The organism is Wolbachia endosymbiont of Folsomia candida (assembly GCF_001931755.2).
Taxonomy (GTDB): domain Bacteria; phylum Pseudomonadota; class Alphaproteobacteria; order Rickettsiales; family Anaplasmataceae; genus Wolbachia.
Window position 1 is genome coordinate 1,226,537 of sequence record NZ_CP015510.2, and the last position, 25,162, is coordinate 1,251,698.

Below are 25,162 nucleotides of genomic sequence, written 5' to 3' on the forward strand. Positions count from 1 at the left end.
AGTTATCGTGCCATCAACTGAAGACAAGTTAGTACAGATAATGCTAAAGAAGATATTGGAAAATATCTTTGAAGCAAACTTTCTGGACAACTCATATGGATTTCGACCTGGAAGAAGCTGTCATCAGGCAATAAACGCGTTAGATAAGGCAGTTATGCACAAACCAATTAACTACATTGTAGAAGTGGATATCAAGAAGTTCTATGATAATATTCAACATAAATGGCTAATGAAGTGCTTAAAGGAACGAATAGCTGACCCAAACTTATTGTGGTTAATAAAACGATTTCTGAAGGCAGGAATAGTCGAAGCTGGATGTTATAAAACAACCGAACAAGGCACACCACAAGGTGGTATAGTGAGCCCTGTATTAGCTAATATATACTTGCACTATGTGCTTGACTTATGGTTTGAAAAGAAATTTAAGCCAAAAGCCAGAGGGTGTATACAACTAATAAGGTTTTGCGACGACTTTGTAGTTGGCTGCGAGAGGGAAGAAGACGCTAAGGAATTTCTAGAATTGCTAAAACAAAGACTAAGTAAATTTGGTTTGGAAATAGCTGAAAATAAAACAAAGATAGTAAAGTTTGGTAAGAAGGAATGGTATCAAGCAGAAAGAGAGAAACGCAAGACTGCTAGCTTCAACTTTCTAGGATTTACACATTATTGTGGAAAAAGTCGTAATGGTAAACTTACGATGAAGCAGAAAACTTCAAAGATAAGCCTAGCCAGGAAGATTAAGGAAATCAAAGAGTGGTTGAAGATGGTACGAAGTCATGTGTGTCTCAAGGAGTGGTGGCAGAAACTGAAAGCCAAACTAATAGGACACTATAACTACTTCGGGATTAGCGGAAATTATCGGTGTTTGTTTCAATTTTATCGACCAGTAACGAAGCTAGCATTTAAGTGGATAAACCGACGTAGTCACAAGAAAAGTATGGATTGGAAACAATTTTCACATTATTTAAAAGTAAATCCACTACCAAAGCCAAAGGTATATGTTTCGCTATACACAAGAGCACTAATGTGAATGCTGTATTGTGGAGCCGTGTGCGGGAAATCTGCATGCACGGTTCTTGTGGGGGGACTATGATTGCGAGACCAAATCGCTGGTTTTTTTTTCAAGGTCACTAGTCTCTACCAGACCCCCCTACCTTTGCTTAGGCTTTTCATGACCTTTTTAAACAAATTGCGAAAATTTAAAAATTGTATTCCACCACCACTAAACCGGCTACCATGAAAACTCTCACTTCCGCTTTGAATGATTCCACCATTGAGAATAGCCCATCCTGTTTGTTTGCCTAAATCAAGTGCTAAAATTGACATACTATTTCTAAAATTTAATATAGATTGCTGGCAAATAAGGTCTTTTGAGGTAAAATCTCTATATGTACGTTATTTTTCTTCTCTAGACAGCTACCTTTTTCATCTAGGTAAGCGTGTATATGAAATTCTATTGTATCACGCCATACTTCTCCTATTGATCCGTGTTTACACAACAAAACAGAACAATTAACTTCTCTTGCTATATAAGCACAGCATCTATGAATAAACTGTTTAACATGAGAGTTATTATTTTCGTCTCCTCCAAATAAGTCTAAGGCTTTATCTAGCACTACAAGTTTAGGTTTAAATGATTTGATATCATTCAGCAATTCATTAAATAAAGGCGTTAGTGTTCCTACATTATTGTTGTTAAAAGTCATCAATAAATTTTCCTTACCAAATAGGGAAATCATTTTCATTCTGTGAAGGTCGCTTATTTTATCACTTTCATTAATTTTATATTGGCGGCTTAACAGTTCGATTTCATCATATTCTGAAAACACTCCATAAACTTTGGCCGGACTAAAACTTGTACTTGACCAGGGGCTGCCAGTTGCAATGGCTGTCATTAACTCCTGAACTAAAAAAGATTTGTTTGTTCCACGTTCACCAAAAAAAGAAGAAATGCTTCCAATAGCAAGCCAGTCTTGCATGATGAATTCTTTGTATGGAGATGAGTTTTTTAAAGTTGAAAAATCTATCGCTTTTATCATAAAATTACCAAAACACAAATTACATTAAATACAGGTAGACTAAAACACTTAAGCTACCTTAGTGGGCATTGAGGTTACAGGCTTCAAACTTTCATTGCCCTCTACTAATATATATCGCAAAAACTTCACAAAATGTTCACCGATTTAGCTATTTTAGATAAATTATTTTAATCCACTGTTACTATATATCGAGAAAGCTTCTCAAAATGGTCACTTTGTTTTGTGCAATATTTCTAGGAATTAAAAATGCAAAAGTCTAGAGTTATAGGACTTTTCTTTGCTAAACCTATAAGGTAGGAATGGCAGAAAAGGTTTAGAAAAAAATCTCAAATTAGAAAAAGCAGCAAGTTAATTTTGAACAAATTCGTTTCATTTTGCGATTAATTACTTATGAGGGGAAAGAAAAAATCCTTGATAAGTTTTAACGGAGAATTTTATGAATATTTCATGCAATTTTAACAATGCTGCTTCACAAAGTTACCTATCATCACAAAATCTAAAGGCACAGCTTTTGCAAAACCTTAGATCCTGTCTGTCCTACTTACTGCCGAATGGAGTTTTTCGTGGTGATAAGTTTTACGTAGGTGATGTATATGGTAATAAAGGAAAAAGTCTTGTAGTAGAATTAAGTGGTAGTAAAGCAGGGCTCTGGAAGGACTTTGAAAAAGATGAAGGTGGTGATATTCTCGATCTTTGGGCAGCTGTACACAGGAAAAATGCCAGAACAGAGTTTCCTGAGGTAATGGCTTCTATAGCTGAGTGGCTTGGCAAAACCCATATCAAAGAGTACAAAAATGTAGAATATTTGGAAAAATATCTCACCTGTAGCTGGAACTACTATGATGAAAACAATCAAGTTATTGTCATAGTCAACCGTTTTGATCCTCCAGGAAGGAAAAAGGAATATCGTCCTTTTGATGTTAAAACGTTAAGTTATGAAGCACCTAACCAAAGACCACTATACAATATTCCAGGTATTTTGAAGTCTGATAGAATTGTTCTAGTAGAAGGGGAAAAATGTGCAGAAGCACTAATAAAACATGGTATTACAGCAACAACGGCAATGTCTGGAGCAAATGCAGATGCAAAAAAAACTGACTGGACTCCACTTAAAGGTAAACATGTTGTTATTTGGCCTGATAATGATAAGTCAGGTAAGAACTATGCTGACAATTCTGCAAGAAAGCTTTTAGAGATAGGAGTTGCATCACTTGCTGTTCTTGAAATTCCACAAGGTAAGCCTGAAAAATGGGATGCTGCTGATTGTGTAGGGGAAGGTATAGATGTTAAAGAGTTTTTAGCTTCAACTCCATTATCTGCTATTGATACTTCAACTATTAACACTCTGACTACCGACACCCTAAACGCGAAAAGGTTTGTTTCATTTCCGGCAAGAAAATACTTAAGTGATAAATCACCAATGCCAGAGGATATAATCTACCCTAGGATTGTAACTCCAAGTGGCCTTTTAGTCTTTGCTGGTGCACCTAAGGTTGGCAAAAGCGACTTTCTCATTTCTTGGCTCTTTCATATGGCAGCAGGAATTCCGTTTCTTGATATGGTACCAAAAAGGCCTTTAAGGATCTTCTATCTTCAGACTGAAATTGGTTACCATTATATGCGTGAACGTATGCAACAATTAAAGCTGGACAAAGAACTTCTTGAGCTTGCTGGAGATAATTTAGTTATTACCCCGCAAACGAAGCTACTTTTGAACGACGATAGTATGGATGAAGTTGTTAAAGAAATAAAAGATTCATTTGACTCAAACACAGTTGATGTTATTGCAATAGATCCACTACGTAATATTTTTGATGCTGGGGAGAATGGAAGTGAAAATGACAATAATTCAATGCTCTTTTTCCTACAAGAAAGAGTTGAAAAACTAAGAACATTAGTCAATCCAGATGCAGGAGTTATTTTAGTACACCATACAAAAAAGATTCAGAAGAAATCATTAGAAGAAGACCCTTTTCAGAGCTTCAGTGGTGCTGGTTCATTACGAAGCTTTTATACTACAGGAATGATAATGTTTAAGCCAGATGAAAAGCAAAATGGCCGTCAGCTGATATTTGAATTACGTAATGGTCACGCTATTCCATCAAAGTATGTCGATAAAATCAATAACTGCTGGAACATACTTGATTATGAATCACAGAGGTTGGTAAACAAGGATTATGGGCAAAAGTTGGATGCAGAACGTTTTCGTAGACACGATATTATTTTGCAATTGATTTATGAGGAAGCACGTAAAAGAGGAAAGGTGTATACAATTAACTCGTTCTGTCAGGTATTTGAAAATAGGGCAGATCTTGGTAGTCAGCATTCTATTCGTAACCGCATTGATGTACTTGCTTCAAAAGGCTACATTAAATTCAACAGAGAAGGTAAAAATGCTGCAAGAACTAAATATGGAATACTTTGTGTTGAAGGCATGGAAAAAAGAGTTACAAAATTTGATAATCAACTAAATAAGAATCTTATAGTCTATGAAAAGATTTTACCAACTGATTACAAATCGACAGAGTGTGGTGATATTGTTCCAGAAGAAAATCCAAATATTTGGGTTTATAATGATCAAATTTTAGATATCTAAAACTTTTTTTACTAAAGCTCTTTATTATTTAAACATTTCAGTTTTCAGTCTTGGCCAATTTTGTTCAGATTTTTCTCAGTCTACGAAGTCAGAATTTGTTAATAATTAAAAAAATGCCGGATTTTCAATAGTTTAATAGCATCTTCAGACTTTGAGACTGCAGACTGAGCAATAAGGTAAAAACCCTGGAATATGGAGGATTTGGTACGATTTTCAGTTTTCAAAATAACTCCTATTATTATAAATAATAATATAAGTAGTATGAATTAACACATACTACCTTTAGCTTTTAGCTTACTACAAAATCTAATATAACCAATAGACAAAAATATGAACCCCATCAAAACCTACTATTGAATTTGAACAACCTGAAAAAAAGACGAAAGACCTAAAGCAAATGCTTACAAAAAATAAAATAGCTCATAATAGAGTTTTAAGACGATTCTACGACTTCAGGGTAGAATTATACCACTTCCACCTAAAGAACGCTTGTAAACCACGTTAAAAACCGAATGACAGGCAATTACCACTATATCTTAAACTAAGAAAAAGCCCCACGGTAGTTTTATCACGTTTTATTTTAGTTGTAAAGAAGTTTTTTTAAGCTGAATTAACTTGAGAGAACACAAAAGCCTAACAAAGGGTGGGAGGACAAAAAACACCATGCTTAAAAAAGTTAAAGTCTTTAGTAGATATCTTAACTTAAAAAGCCTTATCTTCTTTGTATTAATTTTTTGATATATTTCCATCTAATATTAAAATATAAAATAACCATCTTTATCTTTTTGATGAATTTTATCAACCAATTTTAGCGATTTTAAAATTATTTGAACTTTTTTTAAAAAATTTCCGGAAAAAGTTGTGAGTAATCCGGTATACATATTATAGAGGCCTATTAATTCTCTATGAGGTTTAATTTTTGCTTTTAGCTTATTACGAAATCCAAGTTTAAAGTTTAAATCCATCTACTTAAGGCGTGTCCCTTAGCTGATAGAAGATCGGTAAATTTCATTAACAAGTTCATAAATAAAGACCCGAAGATCATTCAATTTCTCCTCATTTTACATAGCATGTCTGAACAAATTTTTCACATGGGGGATATTTCAAGAAAAAATACTAGAATATCAATAGCTTAATTTTTCCATATGGGGGAACGAATTTTTCCCATGCAGTACAAAGTGAAATCGAAACGTCTCATCCTTATTACTTTCATAGTTATGGAGCATCATATGCAATCTAAAAACAAGTATCCTGGTATTGATCCTTCAATCATTAAACAAATAAGGAAACGTGCTAGACAAATTAAATCTTATAAATGCTGTGTTAGTTCTGATATTGAAGATATAGAGCAGCAGCTCTTATGTGAAACTTGGTCTGATTTAAGCCAGTATAATGGTGAAGAAAGTGGTAGAAATGCATTTATCCATAGTGTCATAAAAAACCATGCAATAAGCCTTCTACGCAAACAATCCTGTGCTAAACGCGGTAGTAAAGCAGGTGTATCATTTGTTGATATTACCGACTTGGACGATGTTATTGATGAAAATAGTTATTTTGAAGATAAAGTAGCAGCTAGTATTGACATAAATGAAGCAATTTCAAAATTACCGAAGCTCTGGCAGGATATTTCTCATCAGCTTGAGTCTCATAGTATCTCTGAAATTGCAGAAATGCATGGAATATCTAGAACAACCATCTATAAGATTAGAGAGCAAATACGTGCTGAACTCTCTCACCTAAAAATATATTTATGAAAATATGTGAACAAATCGTGTTCATTTTTCGATTATATATTATGAGGGAGGAATAAAACTATGACTTTAAAAATTATAAATAATAAAGAAAGAGTAAAAATGCTAACAGGTGTGAAGATAGTAATCTTTGGTCCGTATGGTATTGGTAAAACAAGTCTCTTAAAGACCATAGATGAAACAACATTGTGTCTTGATTTTGAAGCTGGATTACTTGCTGTTCAAGATTGGCAAGGGGATTCGATCAGTATTCGTACTTGGAATCAAGCTCGAGATATTGCCTGTCTAGTTGGTGGTCCAAATCCTGCATTGAAGGCTGATTCAGCTTACAGTCAAAGACACTATGAGCATGTATCCAGCAAATACAAAGATCTAGAATTTTCTAAATATCGGTGTATTTTCATTGATAGCATAACTGTTGCATCGCGTTTATGTCTTTTATGGGCAAAAATGCAACCTGAAGCTTTCTCTGACAGAAATGGCAAACAAGATATGAGAGCTGCATACGGGTTACTTGCTCAAGAGATGATGGCTTGGCTCAATCAGTTTCAACACATTCCAGATAAAGATATTATTCTAGTTGGAACTCTAGGGCAATATCTAGATGATTTCAACCGTCCAACTTGGCTTCCTCAGTGTGAGGGGGCTAAGACTGCCACTGAAATCCCTGGTATTGTTGATGAAGTAATTAGTATGGTTGGCATCAAGAAAGATGATGGTACTGAGAAACGCTCATTTGTTTGTCATACTATTAATTCTTGGGGTTATCCTGCTAAAGATCGTAGTGGATGCCTTGATATGGTTGAAGAGCCACATCTTGGTAAGCTGCTTACGAAAATTAAAACTAAGGCTTTTTCTACTACTACTCAAATTTCTACTCAACTTGGAGCATAATTTATGACACAAAGCTTTTTAAATATCGATTTAAATATCGGTCAAAAAATTCCCTTCTTTAGCGTTAAAGAATATTTGAATGATCAATCACCTATACCGGAGGATATTGTTCACCCTAGAATTTTAACCAAGCGAGGTTTGTTGGTATTTGGTGGTCCTCCTAAAATTGGTAAAAGTGACTTTTTGATCTCTTGGCTCGTCCATATGGCTGCAGGGGTTTCTTTCCTTGGCATGACTCCAAGTCGTCCTATGAAAATTTTCTACATGCAAACTGAAATTGAATATGACTACATGAAAGAACGGTTGCAACAACTTCAACTTGATCCAGAACTTTTGGATGTAGCTGCTAATAACTTAGTTATTACTCCGAAGGTGCAATTATCATTTAGTGGTGAAGAAATAAACGAGATAAAAGAAATCGTCAAAGAGCGCTTTAAACCTGATATTATAGCCATTGACCCTCTTCGGAATATCTTTAGCAGTGAATATGGCAACGAAAATGATAACAGCGCTATGCTATTCTTCTTGCAAAAAACGCTTGAAAAACTACGTAATGCTATTAATCCTGATGCTGGCATTATTTTGACTCATCATACGAAAAAGTTATCTAAAAAAATGTTAGAGGAAGATCCATTTCAAGGTTTAAGCGGTGCTGGGTCTTTGAGAGGATTCTATAGTACTGGAATGGTTATGTTTTCACAAGATGAAGAGAGCACAGCGCGCCAAATAGTATTTGAATTACGTAATGGTCAGCGGGTGCCAAACAAGCTTGTCGATAAGATAAATGGCCGCTGGCACCTTGTGGATCAATGGAATAGCTAGCTTCTTATGTGTTTTAGTTGATTTAATTGGAGAGTTATATGTTACAGGATTTTTTCACTGATTTTAATACTGCTAAGCCTCAAAGTGGTTTAATACCGAAAGGTACAATGGTAAAAGTCAAAATGGCAATTAAACCAGGAGGATATGAAAATTGGTTCACTAGAAGCCTTGCTACCGGCAGTATTTATTTAAATGCTGAATTTACTGTTATTGAAGGTCCATATGCAAAACGTAAGATTTTTCAGATGATTGGGGTTAAAAGCGGTAAAGCAGAAGGCACAGAAGACAACTGGGGTGAATCTGGACGTTCTATGATTCGAAGTATTTTAGAGTCAGCTCGCAATATTCACCCGGATGATACTTCAGAAAAAGCAGTTCTTGCTCGAAAACTGAACTCTATTGCTGATTTAAATGGTTTAGAGTTTATAGTAAAAGTTGGCATTGAGGCCGATAGTAGGTACGGAGACAGAAACAGAATTGCTACAGTCATTACTCCAGAACACAACAAAAGTTCTGAGGCTGATTGGATACCATTCTAGAGAAATTGCAACAATTTTTACAACAAATTAATTGGAGAGTTATATGGAGTTTTGTATTACTGAATCTAAATAAGAGATAAAAATGTTATTGGCTCACAATATTAGAGAGTGTTTGTCTTACTTATTACCTGGCGGTAAATTTGGTTATGGGTTCTATGCTGGGAATATTAATGAAGACCAATTGATGATAGTGGTAGAAGGTAAGCAAACAGGAACCTGGTATAACTGTGATAAGAGAACTAATGGAGATATTATTGAGCTCTGGAGCAGAGTAATCAATAAAACTGATTTTTCTGAGATTACCAGCCTTATAACCAAATGGCTTAGTGAGCGTATAATAGCAAAATACAGCTACCTTGATGAAAATAATAAGGCTATTGCTTATGTTTATTTATATAAAAACAATTATAGACATATATGGCATCTAAGAACCTGTAACAACAGTCTGAAACCATTATATAACATTCCTGGCATTATTAAGTCTGATGAAGTGATTATAGTTAAAGGTGAAAAACGTGCTGATAGTTTGATAAAGCGAGGTTTTACAGCAACAACTGCAATAGATGATGCTATTGAGAAAACAGATTGGTCTCCACTAATAGATAAGCATATAACAATTTGGCCAGAAGATGAACAGTATGTTAAAAAAGTAGCAGTTGAATTAGATAATTTAGGCATGTCATGTGAGAATCGTGAAAGTTTAGGTGTGTCATCTGAAAAATGGAATCAAACAGCATTTCCTGCTGGTCAGTATCTGAAAGATAAATCTCCATCACCAAAAGATATAATTGCTCCAAGAATTCTTACCCCTGGAGGGCTTTTACTACTTGGAGGAGTTCCAAAGGTTGGAAAAACTGATCTACTGCTTTCTTGGTTAGCACATATGTCAGCAGGATTACCATTTTTAGGATTTACTCCGGCTAAACCGCTAAAAGTTTTCTACCTTCAAACTGATCTTGAATATCCCTACATTAAGGAACGGCTACAACAATTGAAATTTGATGATAAATCTTTAGAATTAATATCAAAAAATTTAATTATTACACCAAAAACAAACTTACTTTTAGATGCTCAAGGAATAGAAAAAGTCAAAGATATTATAGCAGAGAGATTAGACGTTAAAACAGTTGATATAATTGCTATTGATACACTACGTGGTGTTTTTGATTTCAATAAATATAAAGAAGAAAATAGGAATAGCTCGATGTTTTGTTTTTTAAAAGACAGAGTTGAAAAGTTAAGATCTATAACAAATCCTAACTCTGGAATTATTTTAACACACAATACTAAGAAGGTATCGAAAAAGTCATTAGCAGAGGAACCATTTCAAAACTTTAGCGGAGCATCTGCTTTAAGAAGTTTTTATACTTCAGGTATAATGATGATCAAGCCAAATGGGGAACAAAGTACTCGTCAGTTGATATTTGAGCTAAGAAATGGCAAATCTATTCCAACTATGACGATTGACAAGGTAAATGGCAGTTGGTCAGAAAAATCCACTGTGAAAAAACGTTGGAAAAAAAATTATGACACCATTTTACGGTTAATTAATGAGGAAGGACGTAAGGGAATTTTTTATACTAAAACCCAATTTTGCTATTTTTTTGAAGGTAAATTTGGTTTTAATGGTTGTCATTCTATTCGTAGATATATTAATGCTTTAGCTGCTGAAGGTTATATAAAATTCTACGAACAAGAAATACCAGAAAGTAACAAGCGCGTAAAAGTTATGAAATTGGCTGAGCATTTAACGAGGAGAGATATTTAAAGACACTCATTTTTTAAGAATAATGGTAAGAGGATTAAGCCTATAGCCATGTTCTTTAATTCCTATACCTGACCATGGCAGAGTTTGAATAATATCATCTCTTTTAACATTCAAGCCTAAGGTTCCACCCAACCTATCTGCCATGATATTTTGCATTCTATTGATTGGTTTACGGATTTGTCGTTCTAGATCAGCAATATCTCCTAAGCGATCTGCAATTTCTCCGATTTTTAAAGCTTTATACTGTTTTGGAGGAATTCCTGCCTTAAAATCATGAAAGAATTGATCTAAAAAAATGAAAAATATGATTCCATACTTCGACAGTTTATCGATAACTTCTATATTATTAAGACAAATATCATTGCCCTTAATTTGTAACTCCAAGATTTTCTCTGGTAAAGTAGGCTTAGTGTGTTGAAGAGAAACATAAGAATAGCAATTTAATGCCTGAAAAGAAACGTTAGGTAATAATTCTGGTACTCCTTTTTCAACTGCTTCGTTCAACACTTTATTTAAAGTCTGATAATTGCAAAATAAATCAGCCATAAAAACAACATATAGATTAAGTAGTGGTTTGAAATCCTTACCAAAACATATCAAAATAGTAGGATTAGTCCTCAGTTTATCTATGGTTAAGTATGACTTATCTGAGCAGTATTCTGGAATAATTAAACTGACAAAACTTGTACCAACAATTACATAATAGACCCCTATTTCTACTTTAGTATAAGTAATATTTAAGCTTGCTAATTGTTCTTCAAACCATTCAATAACTTTCAGGTGATTAATAGTGACATCTAAAGAGTAATAACGTTGCTTTTTATAGGTATTAGGAAGAATATCACGTTCACAGAGATCGCACATTATTGGATTATCATAATCTTCGTCATAATCGCTCTCAATTTCTAGTCTATTGTAACAAAAAGGATCTATTACGTATCGAAGATCAAAGATATCTGAATCATTTGCACAAATTATGAAGTAATATTCTCTTAAATTTAAAAACCCTAGACTTGACAAGTACTGCGCAACTTCTAAAAACTCTTTACTAGGTGAATCATAATGGTTGTTCCACTGCAATAGGCTAGTAACTATTTGCCTGTAGAGAACAGGATTTTGTTTTTGACAAGATGGTAAGTCCATAGGTATCTTTAAATAATAACTTAAAATCTTCACGTTCTTTTTTATTAAGCACATGTTCTGAATAGTTGATCGCTATATAGCTTGGATCGTGCATATTCGCTTGAAAAGACAAAGTAACTTTTTTACTCTTAAACGTTACTTTTACATGTTGAATAAGAGAGATGTCGTGTAATATATTTCCAACTGAAGGTTCTAATATCTTTAACCATTTTTTTACTGAATTTGTGTTTTATGTGAAGTAAGTGCTTGGTTCTGTTGGGCTAAATTTTAATTCAACGAGCTTGATGTCTGGTATTGATTCGTGTGTGCAATCGCTCAAGAAAGTACGTAATCGTGCTACGTCATTCTGATTGTGTATATTAACAAATGAACATTCAAGTTCAAAATATTGGCTTACAATGCTGTTTGCTATTTTTAAACCATGCTCAATGTCCTTAGTACATAAGTTTACTTGGTTGGCATTAAGGGTAAAATCAAGAATGATCATATCAGGTTTGTAACCATGTATTACTTGATTTGAATTAAGCAACAAGTCTGAGTCACTAGCACGGCGTATAAACAAATAAATACGGTTTTGATGATAAAAGAAGCCCTTAAATTTATTTTTAAAATCATCATCTGCAGAAAGATCGTGTTGTTTTAGTATTTTTTGCAATACCTCTTCAGATAAGAAATTTGCAAATGGAATAGACTTTTGTCGCGGAGGATTTTGCAGAATAAATGGCGAAAAACTTCTCTTTTGGACTTTATTGAAATGACAAACATATATTAACAGATTAGGATCAATGATAAAAAGAGTAAATAATATAGACTTTTTGTCGCATTTATTGTTATTTAATAAAAATGATTCTATGGTTAATGCAGGTTTGGCTACTTCAATTATAGCTAAATCAGACTTTAAACGGCTAAAATGACTAACTAAATAGTAATTAGGTAGACAATCAGAATCACTATCAATAAGAATCTTACGCTTTTGCTGAACTGATCTACTGTCATAATAAGCACTGCTGTCAAATAGCTGGTGTTGGTGATTAAAATGACGCTTAAGAATAATATTCAATTGCCTGCCAGTAAGGGAGTTAAGCCAACTTTCACGAACATTTTGATTTTTGAAACGAAGTAGTAAGTCAGTTGCAGGAATTTCAAGATCATCTTCCCAAAATTTTTGACTTATAACCATCATTAACAAAGCGAAAGTACTATTCTTATTGTAGTATATTAAGCAACTTAGTCAAAAAAAATTGAACAAATTGGAGAGAAAAAGCGATTATATATAATAGGAGGTGTAAAAAGCTGTCCTCAAAAAGCATTCAATGAAAAGGAGAAAAACATGGCTATAGAATTTAAAGTGAGCTTTGGTAAAAAAACTGCTGATTTTTTAAAGTACATAGCAGAGTGCCAAGGCAAGACTATACCAAAGTTGATAAGAACATTGGTTTTTGAGGCCTTGGAAGAAAGGGAAAATAGATACTTCTCTAAACTTGCCGATGAAAGGCTTGAAAACGATGAAATTGTGCCAGGTAGTGAGGAGATTTGGAGAACTTCTCCATCTAATACTTAAACACTTTTTTCAAGGTACAAATGTCAATCCTAACTCAATCAGGTCGAGCAGCAATAGCAGCAAGCATAAAAGAACAACCCATACATCTTGCTTGGGGTAGTGGTAATTCAAGCTGGGAAAGTAACCATAAAATCGAGAAAGTCATTGCTCATGGCGAAATTCAGCTTGAACACTATCCAATTAAAGATGTAAAAGTTCTTAAAGGGCAGACAACTTATCAGTCAAGCGTAGATTATACAGTTGATAGTAATACTGGTATAATTAAACGAGTGGAAAATAGCTCAGCTCCGGAAAATGACGTAGTGAATATAGAGTACATTCAAAGCACACCACCAGAAACTATAACTTCTACAAAGCTATTAAAGGAAGTAGGACGTCGCGTTGTTGATGAGGTACTTTTCTGTACAGGTGATGAGAATGGCGAGCTAATTACTCCTTCTGGCAGGTTTAAGCCTTCTACTGTACCAACCAATAATTTGTACCTTAAATTCACCTTCGATTTCACGGACGCAGCAAATCAAGTGATACGGGAGCTAGGAGTTATGGTTGGTACAAAAGTAAAAAAAGAATTGCCTGAAGGACAAAGATATTTTGAACCACAGGATATTGAAGATCATGGAATTTTATTAGTACTAGAACACACAGTTCCACTTATCAGAACCGCTGCCACTCGTGAAACATTTTCTTTCGTGGTGACATTTTAGAGATTCACTAGGTGAGTTTTTAAAAATTATGAACCTTAATTTGATTTTACAATTTTAAATTAAAAATGAGCTTAAATAATTATTATAATCGCTTTAACCATGATAAAAAATACGAAAGAAGTCTCTTTTTAGCAGGAAGAGGTCTTCAATCTGCTGAGCTTAATGAATTGCAAGATTATGCTCTTTCAAAATTAAAAAGTATTGGAGATGCAGTATTCAAAGATGGTGATGTTATTGCGGGAAGCGATTGTATTATAGACTTTGAGACTGGTAAAACCACACTTGAATCAGGAAAAATCTATCTCCGTGGATATGTCAGAGATGTAGAGAAGGAAGAATTTACTATTCCAACAAACATGACTGTACGTATTGGTGTTTATTACCTTGAATCCACGATTACAGAGTTAGAAGACTCAATGCTTCGCGATCCTGCTGTTGGTACAAGAAACTATCAAGAAGTTGGATCAGCAAGACTTAAAGCTAACATTATTTGGGGTTTTCAGGCAGAAGGGATCACTGCTAGCTCTATAAACGGAGAATTTTACCCAATTTATAACATTGAAAACGGAGTATTGATTCAGCATTCAGCTCCTCCACAGGCCAATTTAGTTACTACTGCTCTTGCTCGATATGACCGTGAAGCTAATGGTTCTTACGTTGTAGAAGGCCTTGAGGTAATGTTTTTACACACTGAAGATGAAGAAGGAGAGAAGAATGGCAAAAAACAAGTATTTGTGGTAAATGAGGGAAAAGCTCATGTTGATGGCTATGAAATTGAATTACCTCACAGTCTTCGTGTTTACTTTGATGAAGATCCAGATATAAAAACCGTTGTATCAGAATCATATAACTTTCAAGGTAATAGCCAAAGAGTAATGGAATTAAAAGTTAATGATTCCCCTGTTAGCGAAATTAAGAGAGTGGATATTACTGTACAAAGAACCATCACTATGACTCATGGTTCATATTCTGGAATGAAAGATCCAATACCAGATTCATCAGTTCTTGAAATTATTCAAATTAAACAAGGTAATGTTATCTATGAAAATAGTGCAGAGTACAAGTTGCAGGCAGGTGTTGTTGATTGGTCATTACCTGGAAAAGAACCAGCGCCAGGAAGCAGTTATGAAATAACCTATAGAGCAAGAGCTCACACAACTCCAGAAGATTTAAGTGAAGAAGGAGGTAAGATAAGAGGAGCAGTTGATGGCACAATGGTATTGGTTGATTATACTTGGAAAATGCCACGTTATGATTTAATTACCATTGATAGCAAAGGAGCGGTAAGAAGAATAAAAGGTATAGCTCATCCATGGAGGCCATCTATTCCAAAAGCACCTTCTGGGCAGCTCTCTTTAGCTTACATTTACCAAAAATGGAAAAAAGATAAAAAGCCAGAAGTGATAAACAATGCCATTCACGCTGTGCCAATGAATGATTTAGAAAAGATGAAAAAAGGAATTAGTGACCTCTATTCTCTAGTAGCGCAGGAGCGTCTTAAAAATGATGCAAACTCAAGAGATTCTACAAGTAAAAAAGGCATGTTCGTTGATCCATTTTTTGATGATGATATGCGTGACCAAGGAATAAAACAAACTGCTGCAATTGTAAATAAAGAGCTTACTTTGCCAATTAATATCACAGTTGTTGATGTTGATAAAAGCACCAAACCTCAATTACTTCCATATGAACTTGAGCCAGTACTGGATCAGCTTTTGCAAACCAAAGATATGAAAATTAACCCTTATCAAGCTTTTGATCCAATACCGGCAAAGGTGACCATTAACAAAAATATAGACCACTCTACAGAAGTAAAAACTAATTGGTCTAGTTCGGTAACAAGAGAGTTTGCTATTTCAGAAGATACCGAACTTTTATCAAGTAAGACAAAAGAGGAAGAGTTTATGAGAGAAGTTACTCAGAATTTTGAAATTGAAGGTTTTATAGCTGGTGAAAAACTGAAAGAGCTGAAATTTGATGGAATTCCTATTACCCCTGCTGCTTAAGAATTAAGGCGAAAAATATGCATATTGCTGATAAAAATGGAAAAATAAAAGGAAAATTGAAAATTCCTGTCAATATTCCAGCCGGTACTAAATTAGTCCAGTTCTTCGGTGATAAAGGAAGCTATGGTGAAGCAACTTATACTGGTAAAAAAACTATTACCATAGAAGAGAGAAGAAGAGTTATAGCAACAAAACGTGTTGACCCTTTGGCCCAAACATTTACTTTAGGTGAAAATAGGCATATTGCAGGAGTTGATCTATGGTTTACGATTAGAGGTACAAAACGTGTTGCTCTTCAAATTCGTGAAACAGTTATTGGTGTGCCCTCGCAGACGGTAATTGCTGAGAGTTTTGTTGAGCCAGAGAGCATTAATACAAATGGCACAGCAACACGTATTATTTGGTCTCCTGTCTTTTGTGAAGCTGGGCAAGAATATGCTTTAGTTTTACTTACCGATGATAGTGATACTGCAGTCAAAATAGCAGAGCTGGGAAAATATGATTCGGTAAATAGTAGATGGGTAACAAGCCAACCGTACCAAGTTGGGGTATTACTTTCATCAAGCAATGCAAGCGCATGGACTCCTCATCAAAATTTAGATTTAACTTTTCGATTACTAGCTGCAAAGTTTACTGAAAATTCCACCACGATTAATCTTGGCAGTGTTAAAGCAAATAATACATCAGACTTAATTGCTCTGGTAAACGTTGAAAAAGTAGCCTTTGACACTAATGCTGAGTTTATCTTAACAGAAAAGCAAGGAGAAGAGTACCACCTATCTGATAACCTTCCATTGGCGCTACGTTCAAGACTTTCAGGGGAACTTATAGTAAAAGCAACTTTAAAAGGCTCAAGAGAAAGAAGTCCTGTCCTTTATCCAGGATTGCAGTTAGTACTTGGGAATATTTCAGAGTCGGCAGATTACGTAACTAGAAGTATTCCAGCGGGATCAAACACTAAAATCACTATTACATATGATGCTATTATTCCTGGTACTGCGGATGTTAAGGCTTATGTACAAAAAAGTATTGAAAAGAAAGAATGGCAGTTAGTTAATTTAACAACGGGCAAACCTATAAGTGAAAATTGGGTGGAGAGAACTCATACATTAACGAACTTTAATGCCAATGAAACCAGAGTGAAATTAGTGCTCAGTGGTGCTGTCCAATATCGCCCTAAAGTTAAATCCTTAAGGATTATTATAACTTAAACTATAAACAAGCTTTTTGGGAGAAAAAATATGTCTGTTGATCAAACAAAACGAGGATATCTCTTACCACACCCAGATAATATTGCTGTTCAAGATGTGGTCCGTATCCGCACAACAATTGAGAAGGTAGATGAGGATATTACTAAAAGAGAAAATGAACATAATCAACTTAAAAATACATTTAATCGTTTTAGTTTTGAAACTTTTTTAAATTTGTGGGGCAGTAAGTAATGACCATAGCAAAAGAAGCAGTTTATGCTTTACATAAAAGACTTAAAGATTTGACTATAGATGCAACACCTGACCAATTAGCATACTTAGCTAAATCACTTGAATCAATAGCAGGTCAAAGTACAGTTCTTGATATTGTGCAAATGACTGATGAAAAATTAAAAGAACTCTTGGATAGTACAACAAATTATTTAGCTAAGCTTGATACCAGTAAAACCAGTGCTTTAGGGGCTATTTCTGAGTCAGAGAAACAATCGTTAAAAAAGATAGATGAAAAAGGTGTGTCAAATTTATCATTACTTGATACGAGAAAAGATGCAAATATTGCTGCAATTAATAGCGCTGGAGATCTTAGTACTATAAGGAATACGTTAAATAGCCTTAAAACCATAAGTGATATACCAACTGGTTCTTCAATTATGAAGGAAATAAAAACTAGAGAAGATCAATTAAAAGCACTTACAACTAATGTTAAATCTATCAATGATGTTCCAAGTGGTTCATCAATTATGAAAGAAGTAAGAAATCGTAATATGATAGATCCAGGCACATTACCATTTGTCTTTGGTATTGTGAGCAGGCAGAACGACTACACTTGGGGAAGCGGTCATTTTACAACTGAGCTTGGTAAATGGTATCTCGATACGTCCTACACTGACAATATGTTTTGCCTGTTAACTGGCGCTCATACACACAGCACAAGTTATGTTTCATTTTATAAACCACCAAGCGTGCATTTCATGCAAGGAAAAAATGGTACATTTATTTACAGAGAATTGTATACACGCTATACGGTTTCTTCAAATGAGTATACCTATCCATATGCACTGCTTGGAGTAGTATTTGTTAAAAACACAACAAGTAGCGATATAACAAGAACATTAAATTTTGTTGGTTCGTCATATTGGAACTCACAGTATGAAGGAGCAGGAGTGTTTGTTGGAACACCTAATAATGCCAATGCTAATAAAACACAAATATCAGCGATTAGTTGGAAAAATATTTATAACCTTGGAAGTTCAAATAGTGGATTTTCTAGTTCTGGTAGTGTTATTGTTCCAGCTAATAAAACAGTAGCAATATTATTTTACACTTCACCGTATTATTATACAAATAGTAGTAACTATTACGCTCAATTTATGCAGTGGGGAATATATAACTTTCGCAGCAACTTTTTAACTACAGGGCTTGCAGTTGATGTAGAAAGAACGTTAAAAGCTTGGCAGTGCCAAGGATTAGAACAAACCTTTCAAATTTGGAATTGATAAGGGAGGAAAAATGACAACTTATATCCGTTTTGAAAACAATAAACAAGTTGAAACAACAACACTTGAAAATAAGCCAGAAGGAATCGGTTGGAATGAAGCTCCAAAGAATTTTGACTGGCAAAAAAGTTATTGTTTAACAGAGGGAGGTAAAATTGCTCAGCGTAGTGTTGAAGATATTCAAAAAGATCTACTGGATAATGCGAAGCTGTGTGCACTTGATAGTATTCGTTTTTATTTTGATAATTATACTTACAAATACTCAGGATCTTCTCATCAAAAAGCTAAATCATATGCAATACAAGCAAAAGCAGCGGAGAAGATTCTAGCAACCCCAACTATGGATTAGCCAACGAAGAAAGTGTAGGAAATAGAAGGCTTTTTAGTTTTCAAGGAATATGAAACAAGTGTCGAAAGAATGTGAATCAAAAAATTTACTGGCGATCTATGCCGAGTATGCTCGATCTCAAATTTATTTTTCAGAGAGCCAAAAACTGTCTCAATAATCGATCTTTTTCTCAACAAAATCTTCTCATTTAGCGCCATTAATGAGTTTTTCATACCCTTTTTTATGCCGGTTACGAGCTTTAAACCTCTATCGAATAATTCGTGAAAAAGATCTTTTTTGATATCTCCAAATAGCAATCCGGTCAATTTTTTAGTCAAATTTGGCACAGGTTTTCTGTCGTCAACATTGCCTTTTGTCAGCGTAAGCGCTTCCTTTTTCGTTGATTACCAGATGCAGTTTAAAGCCAAAAAACCAGCCATACGTGCTTTTTCCTAATTTTGCAATTCCAGCAAAAATCTTGTTTCTCGAGATTCTTTTTGGATGGCAAACTGCGATTGAAGTTGCGTCTATGTATGAAATTCCAGTCATTTTCGCTTGTCCGCAAAACCACTCTAAAAGCAGCATTAAATACCACAAAATTCGTGGTTTTAGTGCAATAAATCGGTCATATGAAGGCAATTTTGGAAAATCTAATTTGTGAAATGGAAGGCAAAGTACGTAAAAAGCTTTAAAGTTTTTACACGGCGATTGGTGGTACAAAAGTATTATTGTGAGAATTTCTGAATGCGTGATTCCTGGCGTCCTGGTTGGCTTTTTGCCACTTGGTAGGAATTTTTCTGCAAAATTTTTGTCTGCTGCATTGCAAAAATCGTCTACAAAGCAAAATAATTCTGTTATATTTTTATTCATGGGTAACCTCATTTGATTTTCAAATATTTCCTGAGTTTACCCTATCTCCTTGGCTTTTCTATTGTTTTTTAATCCATAGTTGGGGTTTAGAGGATGGTGTCAATATTACAGGTCAGTAGTTTCTAATAAAACCTTTGGGTTAATGAGTAGTATAGTGAACAGGAATCTCTGGAAGTGGGCAGTTTTTAGACATCCAAAGAAAGGGAAGTGCTGGATTAAGAAGAAGTACTTTAAGGAGTACAAAAATGGCAATTGGAGATTTATGACAAGTAAAAAAATGTTTCTTGTTAAGCACAGAGACCATGCCATTAAACGACATGTCAAAGTAAAAGGAACCAAATCTCCTTATGATGGGGATTGGGTTTATTGGGGTAATCGTCTAAGGAAAATGCCAGATAAACCACAAAGAGTAATAAATTTATTAAAGTTACAACAGGGTAAATGTAGTCATTGTCAACTTTGGTTTAAAAATGATGATATCCTTGAGATACACCATAAAGACCAAAACAGACGTAATAATATGAACAAAAATTTATCCTTGTTACATGGACATTGTCATGATGATTTACATAAGAAGTGTGCATGACAAGCACCAAATTGTAGAGGAGCCGTATGAGGTGAAAGTCTCACGTACGGTTCTGAAGTCGAGTGAGGAAGGGCGACAATCAGTCAAACTTCTTCACTTAGATAACAATTAGCGTTGAGAGCGCGATTTGAAGCCAGAATTATAATTGATAGTACAATAGAAAATGCTCCTATAATTGTGAGAACATTAGCTGCTGAGGTTGCAAGAGTAGTAAATAAAAACACTTGGGGAATGGACGTCTCACCAGCAGAATTTCTATCTGGGGAGGTTGATGGATTTAGACCGGAATTAGATGCATATTCCGTCTGGTTAACCGAATGGATCCACGAGCTGCATGTGGGCAAATCAGTGTGGGAGGAAGGGAAAATTAAACCTCATGAAATAGATGTTGGAGAAATTAATGTTGGAAAGTAATTTTGCTATTTCAGAGTTACAGAGAAAATTAGCCAATATTATCCGTATCGGACTGGTCAAAGAAATAGATTATGAAAAAGCAAGAGTACGAGTACAAATAGGAGAGTTTTTAACAGATTGGTTACCGTGGATAACAAGTAGAGCAGGAGAAGATAGAAACTGGGCTCCACCAAGTGTTAATGAGCAGGTAGTAGTATTATCGCCGCTGGGTGAATTGTCGTTAGGGGTTGTATTACCAGCAATTTATCAGCAGAAGTACCTTCCATCTGAACGCCAAGAAAATGCTGATATTTTTGAGTTTAAGGACGGAACAAAATTATCATATAACAGAGAAAGTCATCACCTTGAATTTATTGTAGCTGATAGAATTACTTTTAAGGTTGGAAAGTCAGAGATAGAAATAACAAAGAATGGTATAAAACTTAAAGCAAATAGAATAGATTTAAACTGATGGATAAAGCTATTGTTTGTATAGGGGACCATTGTACAGGAATACCTGTCCATGTTTGTATGAGTGGAAGTAGCAATGTTTTTGTGAATGGTAAATCTGCTTGTCGCAAAAGTGATATTTTGACTCTAGGGGAGACACTAACACAAGGGTCAAACAGTGTATTTTCTAATGGCATAGGTGTAGCAAGAACAGGCAACTTGGTGTCGTGTGGTTTTCACGTGATGAGTGTTAGCAAAAATGTATTTGCAGGATAGAGATAATGCGTGGGATGAGTGCTATAACAGGCAAGGAATTAGAAGGGATAGAACATTTAAAACAATCAATTATTGATATCTTAACCACTCCGGTGAGTAGTAGAATAATGAGGCGAGATTATGGTTCAAGGTTGGTTGAGTTAGTTGATCATCCAGTAAACCGTGATTTTACACTTGAGATTTATGCAGCAACAGCAGAAGCACTGGAAAAGTGGGAGAAAAGATTTAAACTTGAAAAGGTAAAAATTACAGAAGTCAAAGAAGGAAAAGTAACGCTTGATCTTGAAGGAATCTACTTACCAAACAACGAAAATATTTTGCTTAAAGGAATCGTTATATAAAAATGCATCCACCCAATGTAATTGAAAAATTAAGCTTCGAGGAAATATTTTCACGGATGAAGGAGGAATTAATACGTAGAGACCCAACGTTTTCAGCGCTTATAGAAAATGATCCTGCAGTAAAAATTTTAGAGGTAGCTGCATGGAGGGAGCTTTTGCTAAGACAGAGGATTAATGAAGCAGCTAAAGCAAATTTATTAAAGTTCGCAGAAGGGTCTGACCTTGACCACTTAGCTGAATTTTATGGAGTAGAGAGAAACAGAGAAGAAGGTGATGAAGCTTTTAGAAAAAGAATCAAAGCAAGAATAGCAGGATGGAGTACAGGTGGAAGTAAAGAGCATTACCGCTTTCATGCATTATCAGCTGATTCTCGAGTTAAAGATGCACTAGTTGAGTCACCTAACCCAGGAAGTGTGCAGATTTCGATTTTATCCACGGAGTTATCAACAGGTGGTGTGCCATCAGAAGAGCTACTTCAAATCGTAAGAAAGCAGCTAAATAGCCAAGATATAAGGGTTTTAACAGATACAATTGAAGTTGTAAATTGCAATATTATGGCAATAGATATTCAAAGTAGGATTACAGCAGTATCAGAAGAGACAATTGAAGCAGCGAAAAAGCAATTTATTGAAAAGTTTGAAGCAGCCAAAAGATTGGGCTGGAATGTTACTAAGTCTTGGATTATAGCAAGTCTTTTCGTTGAAGGAGTGCAAAATGTAGAATTAATAGAACCAAGAGAAGATATTGAGATAAAAGGGAATGAGTGTGCTACTCTTGGTAACTTAAAAATTGAATTCAAAAGCTAATGCCAAATTCCACAAAGCAAGAAAGGGATATAGTAGACAGCACCGATTATAAAGTAGATCCAAGTTGCATTAGAGGATTTAAGTTTAAATATGGAGAAGAAATCTTACCATGGCTCATAGAAGAATACGGCCTGGAAGAAATTTTATTCTGGGTAAAGGATAAGAAAAAAGCTATCAAAGAAGGGATAAAGTTTCAGAGACTAAGAGGAACACCAGCATCACTAAAAATTGCACTGAAGTGGGCAAGCATAGATAACATAACGATTATTGAAGAACCACCAGGCAAGCATTTTTTTGAGCTTCAGGTGGGAATAACAGATGTACCAAATGATTTTTTTGTTGATGTGGTAGTAGAGTTAGCAAATCTATCGCTTCCTGCAAGATCAAGGTTAATGCGGATTTTTAATAATCATTATAATGCTCAACGATTTATACTGGATGAGAGTTTATGGGGAGATGTTCTTTCTGATTATTCAGGTATTAAAACGGAAAAGGATGGACCAGTATTATCATTTGGTCGGAAGAGTTCGTTTGAGCTAAAAATAGAAAATCCAAGTTTTAAGTTTGGTACATTTAGGTTTCATTATGAACAAGCTTTCAGCAATGATGTATACAGGCTAGACATAGCAGTACTTGGGGAAACAGAGCCTCATACAAAGAACTATAATGGTATATATGAGCGAGATCATGTATGGTATAATTTTAAAGCCCTATATCCTATCCCACAAAGCTTATTGCCGCCAATTAAGTTTGCTAAAGCGCAGGTTGTATTATCAGACAGTTGGAAGTTAGGAGATATAAATACCTGTTTTCCTGCAACTAGCAAAAAAGAAGAAGGAAGTGGATTTTACTTAGGTAGTAGTAAGCTTTCAGAACAATTGTGGAATTTTAAATACACGCCGATTTTAGAAAGGTTTAGCATTACTTACAACTATGAAGCAAAGAATTTTACTGATCAAAAAGTTATAGAATTTAACTTAACCGAATATCATGTGCATTGGAAAAATAGCTCAGATTTAAAACAAGATGATCCAATTCATGAATTAGAAAATTATATAGCAGTACTTTATCCAGGCGTACTTTTATGGCACGAGCATCGTCATTTGCATAGGACTTGGAAAGAAAAACACCCAATCTGTTTAATACATTAATTATATATTCAATATATTCATATATACTAATATTGGGTTAAACCTATACGCGCGATTGTGGAAATATCTTGCTTTTCGCTTTTTGATGGAATATACTAAAATAATAGCAGTAAATAAAAGAAAAAAAGCTGCTGTTGAAAGAGGCTTAATTTTGTAAGGAAAGGTCATAGTTATTTCCAATACGGAGATATTATGTTCATTAATTATAATTATAAGAGCACATAGTGTATTATGTTCTAGTTGTGAGGGATATATGAGTAAAAGCAAAAACACCATCAATAAATTACTTAGTGAATTATCACTGAAATCGTTTCATGGGATCAATAAAAAGAATGAAGATGGTAATACAATACTGCATCTTGCAGCACAGTTTTCTAGTTATAAAACAGTAAAATTACTAATAGAAAAAGGTGCTAATGTTGATATTGAAAATAATGAAGGAGAAGTACCACTACACCGAGCTGCACTTGCAAGAAAGGCAAGAAACGTTAAGGCAATAATAGAAGCAGAAGCTGATGTTGATTGTACAAACTACAATGGTTCTACACCGTTACATCTTGCAAGTGGGTCTGTATGGTTATTTAGAGAGAAAGGTGGTAATGCCAAAGGAACAGTAAAAGAGCTGCTAAAAGCAGGAGCAGATGTTAACGCTATAGACAGATTTGGAACCAGTCCATTATTTCGCGCTAAAGATCAACCAGAGTTAGCAGAGCTGATAAAAAAATATGGAGGAAAGATAATAAATAGGCTCGGTACAGGTGTACAAGAATTCGTGAATTTTTATGGTGATCATCTTATGAAAGAAATATCATCGGCAGTGAAAAAATTATATGCAGAAGAAATTGAAGAACTTAAGAAAACAGACGATAAAGAACCAGATGTAGAAGGCGATAAAGACAAGAAATACCATTAATTTATAGTTAAAGAGGCAATTTTGTGGGGGTAACAATGAGTAAATTAGACAAAAAACTTCAAAAAAACTCATTTTATGGAATTAACGAAGTAAATCAAGAAAAGACCACATTACATTCTGCTGCAATTTTTGGAGAGGTAGAAGATGTGAGAGCACTAATAGAAAGTGGAGCTGGTGTCAATACTGCTGATCATGAAGAGTATACACCGCTACACTTAGCAAGCATGATGAACTGCGTAGAAAAAGTGAGAGCACTAATAGATGCAGGGGCAAATGTTAATGCTAAAAATCATATAGGAAGAACGCCACTACACCAAGCTGTATTTATGAGGGAGCCGGAAAATGTTAGAGCAATTTTGGAAGCAGGAGGTGACCCAAATGTGAAAGACTATAAGGGGTATACACCAATAGATTTAGCTTATATGGGACAAGTTGAGGAGATAGTGGAGGAGCTAACTGCATATAAAGATAGCACCTCATTAAAGAGCAAACAGTATAAATTTTAAAAAAGGGGAAAA

Annotated in this window: 25 protein-coding genes and 4 pseudogenes; 23 read left to right on the forward strand and 6 right to left on the reverse strand. The window is 34.7% G+C overall.

Annotation, left to right across the window (positions count from 1 at the left end; translation table 11 throughout):
- Positions 1-7: 7 nt before the first annotated feature.
- A complete protein-coding gene (locus ASM33_RS05630; protein ID WP_237342892.1) occupies positions 8-1,030 on the forward strand; it encodes a reverse transcriptase domain-containing protein in 1,023 nt (340 codons plus the stop codon).
- Between the two features lie 158 nt (positions 1,031-1,188).
- On the opposite strand, the pseudogene ASM33_RS05635 reads toward ASM33_RS05630, so the two are convergent.
- Positions 1,189-1,326 (reverse strand): annotated as a pseudogene (locus ASM33_RS05635) (Holliday junction resolvase); the annotation flags it as partial.
- Positions 1,327-1,340: 14 nt separating this feature from the next.
- Entirely contained in the window at positions 1,341-2,039 is a 699-nt protein-coding gene (locus tag ASM33_RS05640; protein ID WP_110410015.1) for an AAA family ATPase, read from the reverse strand.
- Positions 2,040-2,475: 436 nt separating this feature from the next.
- Here ASM33_RS05640 and ASM33_RS05645 point away from each other — a divergent pair, with 436 nt between their 5' ends.
- Positions 2,476-4,635 (forward strand): AAA family ATPase, encoded by a 2,160-nt coding sequence (locus ASM33_RS05645; protein ID WP_110410014.1) that lies wholly within the window; start codon positions 2,476-2,478, stop codon positions 4,633-4,635.
- A gap of 755 nt (positions 4,636-5,390) precedes the next feature.
- Here the strand turns inward: ASM33_RS05645 and ASM33_RS08475 are convergent.
- Entirely contained in the window at positions 5,391-5,600 is a 210-nt protein-coding gene (locus ASM33_RS08475) for a hypothetical protein (protein ID WP_110410013.1), read from the reverse strand.
- Between the two features lie 264 nt (positions 5,601-5,864).
- Between ASM33_RS08475 and ASM33_RS05655 the strand changes: the two genes are divergently transcribed.
- From ASM33_RS05655 to ASM33_RS05675, 5 genes are all read left to right on the forward strand, one after another.
- Positions 5,865-6,389, forward strand: coding sequence for an RNA polymerase sigma factor (locus ASM33_RS05655; protein ID WP_110410012.1), 525 nt, complete (start codon positions 5,865-5,867; stop codon positions 6,387-6,389).
- Positions 6,390-6,449: 60 nt separating this feature from the next.
- Positions 6,450-7,280, forward strand: a complete 831-nt coding sequence (locus ASM33_RS05660) for an ATP-binding protein (protein ID WP_110410011.1) — start codon at positions 6,450-6,452, stop codon at positions 7,278-7,280.
- Positions 7,281-7,283: 3 nt separating this feature from the next.
- Positions 7,284-8,102 carry an AAA family ATPase gene (locus tag ASM33_RS05665; protein WP_110410010.1) on the forward strand — a complete coding sequence of 273 codons (819 nt, stop codon included), beginning with the start codon at positions 7,284-7,286 and terminating at the stop codon, positions 8,100-8,102.
- Between the two features lie 38 nt (positions 8,103-8,140).
- On the forward strand, positions 8,141-8,641 hold the full coding sequence (locus ASM33_RS05670; RefSeq protein ID WP_110410009.1) for a hypothetical protein: 501 nt from the start codon (positions 8,141-8,143) through the stop codon (positions 8,639-8,641).
- A 112-nt stretch (positions 8,642-8,753) separates the two neighbouring features.
- A complete protein-coding gene (locus tag ASM33_RS05675) occupies positions 8,754-10,409 on the forward strand; it encodes an AAA family ATPase (protein WP_237342893.1) in 1,656 nt (551 codons plus the stop codon).
- 6 nt (positions 10,410-10,415) lie between these two features.
- Here the strand turns inward: ASM33_RS05675 and ASM33_RS05680 are convergent, their stop codons facing one another.
- Together ASM33_RS05680 and ASM33_RS05685 are read right to left on the reverse strand one after the other, a co-directional pair.
- A complete protein-coding gene (locus tag ASM33_RS05680) occupies positions 10,416-11,552 on the reverse strand; it encodes a hypothetical protein (RefSeq protein ID WP_110410008.1) in 1,137 nt (378 codons plus the stop codon).
- Between the two features lie 229 nt (positions 11,553-11,781).
- Complete coding sequence (locus tag ASM33_RS05685; protein WP_237342894.1) at positions 11,782-12,735, reverse strand: hypothetical protein; 954 nt, start codon at positions 12,733-12,735, stop codon at positions 11,782-11,784.
- 147 nt (positions 12,736-12,882) lie between these two features.
- Between ASM33_RS05685 and ASM33_RS05690 the strand changes: the two genes are divergently transcribed.
- From ASM33_RS05690 to ASM33_RS05720, 7 genes and pseudogenes are all read left to right on the forward strand, one after another.
- On the forward strand, positions 12,883-13,113 hold the full coding sequence (locus tag ASM33_RS05690; RefSeq protein ID WP_110410007.1) for a hypothetical protein: 231 nt from the start codon (positions 12,883-12,885) through the stop codon (positions 13,111-13,113).
- A 20-nt stretch (positions 13,114-13,133) separates the two neighbouring features.
- Positions 13,134-13,817 carry a hypothetical protein gene (locus ASM33_RS05695; protein WP_110410006.1) on the forward strand — a complete coding sequence of 228 codons (684 nt, stop codon included), beginning with the start codon at positions 13,134-13,136 and terminating at the stop codon, positions 13,815-13,817.
- Between the two features lie 65 nt (positions 13,818-13,882).
- The gene (locus ASM33_RS05700) at positions 13,883-15,823 is read left to right on the forward strand and encodes a DUF4815 domain-containing protein (protein ID WP_110410005.1); all 1,941 of its coding nucleotides are present in this window, start codon (positions 13,883-13,885) and stop codon (positions 15,821-15,823) included.
- 17 nt (positions 15,824-15,840) lie between these two features.
- Positions 15,841-17,034 (forward strand): hypothetical protein, encoded by a 1,194-nt coding sequence (locus ASM33_RS05705; protein ID WP_110410004.1) that lies wholly within the window; start codon positions 15,841-15,843, stop codon positions 17,032-17,034.
- A gap of 30 nt (positions 17,035-17,064) precedes the next feature.
- Positions 17,065-17,265, forward strand: a complete 201-nt coding sequence (locus tag ASM33_RS05710) for a hypothetical protein (RefSeq protein ID WP_110410003.1) — start codon at positions 17,065-17,067, stop codon at positions 17,263-17,265.
- Positions 17,265-18,530 (forward strand): hypothetical protein, encoded by a 1,266-nt coding sequence (locus ASM33_RS05715; RefSeq protein WP_110410002.1) that lies wholly within the window; start codon positions 17,265-17,267, stop codon positions 18,528-18,530. The genes ASM33_RS05710 and ASM33_RS05715 overlap by 1 nt, the downstream gene beginning before the upstream one ends.
- Positions 18,531-18,543: 13 nt before the next feature.
- Positions 18,544-18,864, forward strand: a pseudogene (locus tag ASM33_RS05720) (hypothetical protein); the annotation flags it as partial.
- 11 nt (positions 18,865-18,875) lie between these two features.
- Here ASM33_RS05720 and ASM33_RS05725 read toward each other — a convergent pair.
- Positions 18,876-19,728: pseudogene (locus ASM33_RS05725) on the reverse strand (IS982 family transposase).
- A 79-nt stretch (positions 19,729-19,807) separates the two neighbouring features.
- Here ASM33_RS05725 and ASM33_RS05730 point away from each other — a divergent pair.
- From ASM33_RS05730 to ASM33_RS05770, 9 genes and pseudogenes are all read left to right on the forward strand, one after another.
- Positions 19,808-20,314: a group II intron maturase-specific domain-containing protein gene (locus ASM33_RS05730; protein ID WP_110410001.1), complete on the forward strand. Its 507-nt coding sequence runs from the start codon at positions 19,808-19,810 to the stop codon at positions 20,312-20,314.
- A gap of 105 nt (positions 20,315-20,419) precedes the next feature.
- A pseudogene (locus ASM33_RS05735) lies at positions 20,420-20,728 on the forward strand (hypothetical protein); the annotation flags it as partial.
- Entirely contained in the window at positions 20,715-21,179 is a 465-nt protein-coding gene (locus ASM33_RS05740) for a phage baseplate assembly protein V (RefSeq protein ID WP_110410575.1), read from the forward strand. The pseudogene ASM33_RS05735 and the gene ASM33_RS05740, both read left to right, overlap by 14 nt.
- Positions 21,179-21,433 carry a PAAR domain-containing protein gene (locus ASM33_RS05745; protein ID WP_110410000.1) on the forward strand — a complete coding sequence of 85 codons (255 nt, stop codon included), beginning with the start codon at positions 21,179-21,181 and terminating at the stop codon, positions 21,431-21,433. The genes ASM33_RS05740 and ASM33_RS05745 overlap by 1 nt, the downstream gene beginning before the upstream one ends.
- Before the next feature lie 5 nt (positions 21,434-21,438).
- Complete coding sequence (locus ASM33_RS05750) at positions 21,439-21,774, forward strand: GPW/gp25 family protein (RefSeq protein ID WP_110409999.1); 336 nt, start codon at positions 21,439-21,441, stop codon at positions 21,772-21,774.
- Positions 21,775-21,776: 2 nt separating this feature from the next.
- Entirely contained in the window at positions 21,777-22,580 is an 804-nt protein-coding gene (locus ASM33_RS05755; RefSeq protein ID WP_110409998.1) for a baseplate assembly protein, read from the forward strand.
- Positions 22,580-23,731: a phage tail protein gene (locus ASM33_RS05760; RefSeq protein WP_110409997.1), complete on the forward strand. Its 1,152-nt coding sequence runs from the start codon at positions 22,580-22,582 to the stop codon at positions 23,729-23,731. The genes ASM33_RS05755 and ASM33_RS05760 overlap by 1 nt, the downstream gene beginning before the upstream one ends.
- 253 nt (positions 23,732-23,984) lie before the next feature.
- The gene (locus ASM33_RS05765; protein ID WP_110409996.1) at positions 23,985-24,644 is read left to right on the forward strand and encodes an ankyrin repeat domain-containing protein; all 660 of its coding nucleotides are present in this window, start codon (positions 23,985-23,987) and stop codon (positions 24,642-24,644) included.
- 35 nt (positions 24,645-24,679) lie between these two features.
- The gene (locus tag ASM33_RS05770) at positions 24,680-25,150 is read left to right on the forward strand and encodes an ankyrin repeat domain-containing protein (protein ID WP_110409995.1); all 471 of its coding nucleotides are present in this window, start codon (positions 24,680-24,682) and stop codon (positions 25,148-25,150) included.
- The last annotated feature ends 12 nt before the right edge of the window (positions 25,151-25,162 follow it).

Coding starts and splice junctions, on each gene's coding strand:
- ASM33_RS05640 (WP_110410015.1), bottom strand. CDS start 2,039: ATGATAAAAGCGATAGATTTTTCAACTTTAAAAAACTCATCTCCATAC.
- ASM33_RS05645 (WP_110410014.1), top strand. CDS start 2,476: ATGAATATTTCATGCAATTTTAACAATGCTGCTTCACAAAGTTACCTA.
- ASM33_RS08475 (WP_110410013.1), bottom strand. CDS start 5,600: ATGGATTTAAACTTTAAACTTGGATTTCGTAATAAGCTAAAAGCAAAA.
- ASM33_RS05655 (WP_110410012.1), top strand. CDS start 5,865: ATGCAATCTAAAAACAAGTATCCTGGTATTGATCCTTCAATCATTAAA.
- ASM33_RS05660 (WP_110410011.1), top strand. CDS start 6,450: ATGACTTTAAAAATTATAAATAATAAAGAAAGAGTAAAAATGCTAACA.
- ASM33_RS05665 (WP_110410010.1), top strand. CDS start 7,284: ATGACACAAAGCTTTTTAAATATCGATTTAAATATCGGTCAAAAAATT.
- ASM33_RS05670 (WP_110410009.1), top strand. CDS start 8,141: ATGTTACAGGATTTTTTCACTGATTTTAATACTGCTAAGCCTCAAAGT.
- ASM33_RS05680 (WP_110410008.1), bottom strand. CDS start 11,552: ATGGACTTACCATCTTGTCAAAAACAAAATCCTGTTCTCTACAGGCAA.
- ASM33_RS05685 (WP_237342894.1), bottom strand. CDS start 12,735: ATGATGGTTATAAGTCAAAAATTTTGGGAAGATGATCTTGAAATTCCT.
- ASM33_RS05690 (WP_110410007.1), top strand. CDS start 12,883: ATGGCTATAGAATTTAAAGTGAGCTTTGGTAAAAAAACTGCTGATTTT.
- ASM33_RS05695 (WP_110410006.1), top strand. CDS start 13,134: ATGTCAATCCTAACTCAATCAGGTCGAGCAGCAATAGCAGCAAGCATA.
- ASM33_RS05700 (WP_110410005.1), top strand. CDS start 13,883: ATGAGCTTAAATAATTATTATAATCGCTTTAACCATGATAAAAAATAC.
- ASM33_RS05705 (WP_110410004.1), top strand. CDS start 15,841: ATGCATATTGCTGATAAAAATGGAAAAATAAAAGGAAAATTGAAAATT.
- ASM33_RS05710 (WP_110410003.1), top strand. CDS start 17,065: ATGTCTGTTGATCAAACAAAACGAGGATATCTCTTACCACACCCAGAT.
- ASM33_RS05715 (WP_110410002.1), top strand. CDS start 17,265: ATGACCATAGCAAAAGAAGCAGTTTATGCTTTACATAAAAGACTTAAA.
- ASM33_RS05740 (WP_110410575.1), top strand. CDS start 20,715: ATGTTGGAAAGTAATTTTGCTATTTCAGAGTTACAGAGAAAATTAGCC.
- ASM33_RS05745 (WP_110410000.1), top strand. CDS start 21,179: ATGGATAAAGCTATTGTTTGTATAGGGGACCATTGTACAGGAATACCT.
- ASM33_RS05750 (WP_110409999.1), top strand. CDS start 21,439: ATGCGTGGGATGAGTGCTATAACAGGCAAGGAATTAGAAGGGATAGAA.
- ASM33_RS05755 (WP_110409998.1), top strand. CDS start 21,777: ATGCATCCACCCAATGTAATTGAAAAATTAAGCTTCGAGGAAATATTT.
- ASM33_RS05760 (WP_110409997.1), top strand. CDS start 22,580: ATGCCAAATTCCACAAAGCAAGAAAGGGATATAGTAGACAGCACCGAT.
- ASM33_RS05765 (WP_110409996.1), top strand. CDS start 23,985: ATGAGTAAAAGCAAAAACACCATCAATAAATTACTTAGTGAATTATCA.
- ASM33_RS05770 (WP_110409995.1), top strand. CDS start 24,680: ATGAGTAAATTAGACAAAAAACTTCAAAAAAACTCATTTTATGGAATT.